The sequence below is a fragment of the Geomonas sp. genome, from assembly GCF_035254065.1.
GTDB lineage: Bacteria > Desulfobacterota > Desulfuromonadia > Geobacterales > Geobacteraceae > Geomonas.
The window spans coordinates 1-6243 of record NZ_DATFBA010000253.1; the positions used below are offsets into that span (position 1 = coordinate 1).

At 60.9% G+C, this 6243-nt stretch carries 5 protein-coding genes and 1 pseudogene; 1 reads left to right on the forward strand and 5 read right to left on the reverse strand.

Features of this window, described 5'->3' with window-relative positions; genetic code table 11:
• From pyrH to ilvY, 4 genes and pseudogenes are all read right to left on the reverse strand, one after another.
• Nucleotides 1-115 (reverse strand): annotated as a pseudogene (pyrH, locus tag VJ604_RS11725) (UMP kinase); the annotation flags it as partial.
• Nucleotides 116-289: 174 nt separating this feature from the next.
• A complete protein-coding gene (gene tsf, locus VJ604_RS11730; protein WP_324082675.1) occupies nt 290-940 on the reverse strand; it encodes a translation elongation factor Ts in 651 nt (216 codons plus the stop codon).
• Between the two features lie 82 nt (nt 941-1022).
• The gene (rpsB, locus tag VJ604_RS11735) at nt 1023-1787 is read right to left on the reverse strand and encodes a 30S ribosomal protein S2 (protein ID WP_324082677.1); all 765 of its coding nucleotides are present in this window, start codon (nt 1785-1787) and stop codon (nt 1023-1025) included.
• A 362-nt stretch (nt 1788-2149) separates the two neighbouring features.
• Nucleotides 2150-3043, reverse strand: coding sequence for an HTH-type transcriptional activator IlvY (gene ilvY / locus VJ604_RS11740; RefSeq protein WP_324082679.1), 894 nt, complete (start codon nt 3041-3043; stop codon nt 2150-2152).
• 365 nt (nt 3044-3408) lie between these two features.
• Here ilvY and ilvC point away from each other — a divergent pair, with 365 nt between their 5' ends.
• A complete protein-coding gene (gene ilvC, locus VJ604_RS11745; protein ID WP_324082682.1) occupies nt 3409-4881 on the forward strand; it encodes a ketol-acid reductoisomerase in 1473 nt (490 codons plus the stop codon).
• 90 nt (nt 4882-4971) lie between these two features.
• Here ilvC and VJ604_RS11750 read toward each other — a convergent pair whose 3' ends face one another.
• On the reverse strand, nt 4972-5799 hold the full coding sequence (locus tag VJ604_RS11750; RefSeq protein WP_324082684.1) for a hypothetical protein: 828 nt from the start codon (nt 5797-5799) through the stop codon (nt 4972-4974).
• Between the last annotated feature and the right edge of the window lie 444 nt (nt 5800-6243).

Below are 6243 nucleotides of genomic sequence, written 5' to 3' on the forward strand. Positions count from 1 at the left end.
TCACCTCGTGAGCGATGGCGGTGATGGTCTTGGGATCGATGCCATACCCCTGGTCACCGCCGAGGGCCTCGCCGGAAAGCTTCAGGAGCACTCTTTTGTAAAACGGTTCTGCCATGTTGTCACCTTGTGTAAATGCGTGAAAGGTGAAGGGCGAAAGGTGAAAGGTGGGAATTATCGCTACCTTTTTCACCTTTCACGTTTCACCCTTCACCGTGATTCAGTTGGCCCTTCACTGCTTGCAGGTAAAAAAAGAGCCGCCCATTTGCATGGCCGGCTCTCTTGGGACGCTCTAAACGCCGGCGGCCGCGGCAACCTCGGCCGCGAAATCGCTTTCTTTCTTGGCCAGCCCTTCACCAAGCACGAACTTGGCGAAACGCCTGACGCTCATGTTCTCGCCGATGGTGGCGATGGTCTCGTTCAGGTAGACCTGGACGGTCTTGTCCGGGTCCTTCACGTAGGCCTGCTCGAGCAGGCAGATGTCGCCGTAGAACTTGTTGATCTGGCCTTCGATGATCTTCTCGATGATCTGGGCCGGCTTGCCGCTCTCTTTGGCCTTCTCACGGTAGATGGCCTTCTCGCGCTCGAGCAGCTCCTCGGGAACTTCCTCACGACGCACGTACAGCGGGCTGGCAGCCGCGATGTGCATAGCGATGTCCTTCACGAAGTTCTGGAACCCTTCGTTCTTGGCAACGAAGTCGGTCTCGCAGTTCACTTCCACCAGCACGCCGATCTTGCCGCCGGCGTGGATGTAGGAGCCGACCAGGCCCTCGGTAGCCGCGCGGCCAGCCTTTTTGGAGGCGGCTGCCAGGCCCTTGGTGCGCAGGTAGTCGATAGCCTTCTCGTGATCGCCGCCGGTCTCGGTCAGCGCTTTTTTGCAGTCCATGAGGCCTGCGCCGGTTACTTTCCTCAGTTCGTTAACCTGTGCCGCTGTAATGCTCACATTATCCTCCACAGTCGCCGGCGCGCGCTGGCGCCGGCGTCTCTAGTTTATGGTGTTTGATGCTTTGCTCGTTACGGGTTGATTACGCCTCGGCGGGTGCCTCTTCCACGACGTCGCCGGTCTCGACGACCTCTTCCTCGGCGCCGGTCTGCAGGCGGGCGTTGCGGGCCTGGGAGCCTTCCAGGATGGCGTCAGCCATCTTGCTGGTCAGCAGGCGGATGGCGCGGATGGCGTCGTCGTTGCCCGGGATGACGTAGTTGATGTCATCCGGATCGCAGTTGGTGTCGACGATGGCGACCACCGGGATGCCCAGCTTCTTGGCTTCGCTGACGGCGATCTCTTCGTTTTTGGGGTCGACCACGAACAGCGCGCCCGGGACCTTGCCCATCCCCTTGATGCCGCCCAGGGTTTTCTCCAGCTTCTCACGCTCTTTGCCGAGTTTCAGCTGCTCTTTCTTGGTGTAGGCTTCGATGGTGCCGTCGGCCTGCATGGCGTCGAGGCGCTTGAGGCGGTCGATGCTCTGCTTGACGGTGGCGAAGTTGGTGAGCATGCCGCCCAGCCAACGCTCGTTGACGTAGAACATCCCGCAGCGCTGTGCCTCTTCCGCCACGGAGTCCTGGGCCTGCTTCTTGGTACCGACGAAGAGGAAGGTCTCGCCGTTCTGGGCAGCCTCGGTGACGAAGCTGTAGGCGTTTTTGAAGAGACGGACGGTCTTCTGCAGGTCGATGATGTAGATACCGTTACGTGCGCCGAAGATGTACGGCTTCATTTTCGGGTTCCATCTCTTGGTCTGGTGACCGAAGTGGACACCCGCTTCCAGCAGTTCTTTCATGGTGATGTTCGACATGTGCTTCTCCTTTGGTTTTTTGCCTCCGCCATCGATACTGCCGGAACCTGCCGAAGCAGGCACCACCGGCAGAAAAGAAGGTGGCGTGCGAATTTTAAGCAGCAAACGTATATATCACAGCATTGGCCGGATGGCAAGGGGCATTTGGCTGTCAGGTCACCTTTCACCCCGATCCAGCCCCCCTGATCCACCCGTCAAACATCCCCTCTCCCGAAGGGGGAGGGTCAGGGAGGGGGAACCACCGGTTGACCCGGCAAGACTGCTCGTGATGCGGGGACATCCCTCCCGCCCCACCGTCCTACACTCCCCCCGTTGCGGGACGGAACTCCCCCCACCCAGCCTCCCCCCTTCGGGAGGAGGAGCTATGGTCTTCCACTCAGCTGCCCCTCCGCCAGCTCCCAGAACGCCCGGACCCCGGGCCGCTGCAGGTTCCTCTTGCTGCAGGCGAGGCCAACCACGTAGGGATCGAGCCTGGGCGCCTTGTCCACCACCGCCACCTCGTCCCTAAACGGGCTCCGCTCCCAGACGAGCTCCGGAACGACTCCCACCCCGCACCCCAGCCTCACCATGGCGATGATCGCCTCGTTTCCGGAAACCTCCGAGGTGATGTTGGGGGTGATGCGGTGCTCCTTCAGCCAGTGGTCGAGCCTGCGCCGGGAGAGACCGGTCTGCGGGAGGACCAGCGGCGCGCGGGATAGGTCAAGACGTCCGCCTTTGAGCGGAGCGGCAACCGTCCCCTGCAGCTTGGGAGCGATGAAGATGAGCGGAATGGTGACCATGGGGAGAAATTCGATGGCTGAGCGCTGGCGGTCCGGGAGAGCCGCCACCGCCAGGTCGATCTCGCCGCTTTGCACCTGGGCGATCGCCTGCTCGGCGGCGCCGGTGCGCAGCTCCAGCTGGACCTCGGGATAACCCGCCCGAAACGATTCCAGCAGCTGGGGCAACAGGCTGTAGACCGCGGTGATGGAGGCGTAGATGGAGAGCGTGCCCGCGATGGCCTGGTCATTCTTGATGGAGGAGCGGAAGCTGTTCCACTCCTCGATGCAGAGCCGGGCGTAGCTCTTCAGGCGCTCTCCGGCGGGCGACAGAATCACCTTCCGGTTATCCCGCAAAAAAAGCGGCTGTTCGAGCTTCTCCTCCATCCGCTGGATGGTCCGGGTGAGCGCCGAGGGGCTCAGGTTGCAGGCCTGGCTGGCCCGCCCGAAGTGAAGCTGCTCCGCCACCGTCAAAAAGATCTCCAGCTCGCGAATATCCATATGTCATCCTACCTCTCTACGGAATCTTTACCCTTTCCCCCTTCCCTCGCCTCCCCCAAACATCCCCTCTCCCGAAGGGGGAGGGCCAGGGAGGGGGAGCCACCAGTTGAACCGGCAAGCCCCACCGCGATTCGGGGCGCGGACAGCCGCAAATTACGGGACATCCCCCGCAATTTGCGGCAGTGCTCCCCCCTCCCAACCTCCCCCCTTCGGGAGGAGGAGCCAAACCCAACGCGGATGGCGGAGAAGGTTGCACAACGCGCAATACAATATGCACAATAATTCAATTTACGCAATGTGAATTTTGGAGTAAGGTCTGCACGCTAACTGATCTATAACCACACCCGGAAGGAAGGAGAATAACGATGGGACAGAACTACTTCAACACCCTGCCGCTGCGCATCCAGCTGCAGGAACTGGGCACCTGCCGCTTCATGGAGTCCTCCGAGTTCGCTAAAGGCTGCGAGTACGTCAAAGGGAAGAAGATCGTGATCGTCGGCTGCGGCGCGCAGGGGCTCAACCAGGGCCTCAACATGCGTGACAGCGGTCTCGACGTCTCCTACACCCTCAGAAAGGAAGCCATCGCCGAGAAGCGCCAGTCCTGGAAAAACGCCACCGACAACGGCTTCAAGGTCGGCACCTACGAGGAGCTCCTTCCCACCGCCGACATCGTCATGAACCTCGCCCCGGACAAGCAGCACAGCAAGGTGGTGGAGACCGTCATCCCGTTCATGAAGCAGGGCGCCGTCTTCAGCTATGCGCACGGCTTCAACATCGTCGAGGAAGGGACCCAGATCCGCAAGGACCTCACCGTCATCATGGTCGCCCCCAAGTGCCCGGGCTCCGAGGTCCGCAACGAGTACAAGCGCGGCTTCGGCGTGCCGACCCTGATCGCCGTGCACCGCGAGAACGACCCCAAAGGCGACGGCCTGGAAATCGCCAAGGCCATCGCTTCCGCCCAGGGCGGCGACCGCGCCGGCGTGCTGGAATCCTCCTTCGTGGCCGAGGTGAAGTCCGACCTGATGGGCGAGCAGACCATCCTCTGCGGCATGCTGCAGGCCGGCAGCCTCCTCTGCTTCGACAAGATGGTGGAGCAGGGTATCGCCGCACCCTACGCGGTGAAGCTGCTGCAGTTCGGCTGGGAGACCGTCACCGAGGCCCTCAAGCACGGCGGCGTCACCAACATGATGGACCGTCTCTCCAACCCGGCCAAGCTGGTGGCCTTCAAGCTCACCGAGGAGCTCAAAGAGATCATGCGTCCGCTGTTCCAGAAGCACATGGACGACATCATGAGCGGCGAATTCTCCAGCACCATGATGAAGGACTGGGCCAACGACGACGTGAAACTCCTCACCTGGCGTGAAGAGACCGGCAAGACCGCCTTCGAGCAGACCGAGGCAGCCGGCGAGATCACCGAGCAGGAGTTCTTCGACAAGGGTATCCTGATGGTCGCCATGGTGAAGGCCGGCGTCGAGCTCGCCTTCGAGACCATGGTGGAGACCGGCATCGAGCCGGAGTCGGCGTACTACGAGTCGCTGCACGAGACCCCGCTGATCGCCAACACCATCGCCAGGAAGAAGCTGTACGAGATGAACCGCATCATCTCCGACACCGCCGAGTACGGCTGCTACCTCTTCTCGCATGCCTGCGTCCCCCTGCTGAAGGACTTCATGAAGAAGATCGACACCGACGTGATCGGCAAAGGTCTCGACCTGAAAGACAACAGCGTGGACAACACCCTGCTGGTCTCGGTGAACGCCGCCATCCGCAGCCACCTGGTCGAGGAAGTGGGCGCCGAGCTGCGCGCCGCCATGACCGGCATGAAGAGGATCGTGTAACCACCACCGCAGTTATCCGCCGGATACAGAAAAGGCGCCCTTTCGGGCGCCTTTTCTGTTACTGGGAATCTTACCTATCCCTCAGATGTTTCACCCTTCGCACGCCTCCAACAAAGAGGAGACCAGGTAGGCCGTCGGCTTGATCACGCTGTCGTCGGTCCAGTAGGCCACGTGGTTGACGGGATTCCAGGAGGTGAGGATGTTGCCGACGCTGACTTCCATGTCCTCGCTGACCGCGTCGGCGTAGCTTTGACTGAGCGGCTTCAAGGGCCAGCTGAGCACGTCGTCGGAGTCATAGAGGTTCAGCCACTTGGCCTTTTTCCTCACCTTTTCCGGCAACCCGACAGGCGGAAACTCGATGGCGGTGACCGGATTCACGGAGAGGTTCACCAGCGGGATGGTGCTCCCCAGCGTGACCAGACCCGCCAGGGTTTCCATCCGCTCGAAGGGGGTCACCCCGTAACGCTCCTGGTCGCGCCCCTTCTGGCGGTCCCAGATGTAATTGGACATGATCACCGACCCCAGCGAATGGGCCATCACCACCAGCGGCTTGTCCTCCCCCCCAAGCTTTCCCCTCAACTCCCGTATCGCCTCATGAACCCTGTCGTGAATCGTGTGGTAGCAACTGCCCGGCCGGGCGTGAGAGGCGCTGTAGGAAGAGGTGCTGCCGAAGGCGTTGATGAAGAACTTGCGCAGCTTCGCCCAGTTGAGGTCATGATCCGCAGACAGGTCCCCCCATACCCGGCTCTCCTGTGGAGCCAGAGCTGGGGCCCAGTAGACCGTTTGCCAGGCCACCTCGTCATGATTCAGGCCACGTCCGGCGATCCTTTCCCGCAGTTGCTGAATGGCGTCGTGGGCGAAGTCATCCTGTATTGAGCCAATGCCGTGCACGAACAGCACGCCGACCTTTTTACTCATCACTCCTCCCGGTGCCCGCTGAATCATTGCGCCAAAAACAGTCACTGCAATGACAGGCGGACACACAAAAATTATTATTTTCAAATCAAAATCAGACACAGCATATCCCACTCCTGACATGGTGCAAGCCGCCTGCCCTTAATTTCGCTGTGAGGAGCAAGAGACTCTTCCTCTGCCAATGTGCAAACGGACCAATAACGGCCCCAGGGAGACCTGGTAACTTGGTGGCTGCCGCAGAGACTGCTCATCTAGGCACTGGCAGTTCCCGGATGCCGGCAAAGAGAGAACTCCAGCAACGAAAAAGGGCCACACTCATCGAGTGTGGCCCTTCTTTGTACATGCTCCAACCGGTGCGGCGCTGGCCGCAGGCTGCTTACGCCTTGGTGACGGAGATCTTCAGGGTGGCGGTCACTTCCGGGTGGATCTTGATCGCCGCGGTGAAGT

Coding starts and splice junctions, on each gene's coding strand:
- ilvY (WP_324082679.1), bottom strand. CDS start 3,043: ATGGATATTCGCGAGCTGGAGATCTTTTTGACGGTGGCGGAGCAGCTT.
- rpsB (WP_324082677.1), bottom strand. CDS start 1,787: ATGTCGAACATCACCATGAAAGAACTGCTGGAAGCGGGTGTCCACTTC.
- VJ604_RS11750 (WP_324082684.1), bottom strand. CDS start 5,799: ATGAGTAAAAAGGTCGGCGTGCTGTTCGTGCACGGCATTGGCTCAATA.
- ilvC (WP_324082682.1), top strand. CDS start 3,409: ATGGGACAGAACTACTTCAACACCCTGCCGCTGCGCATCCAGCTGCAG.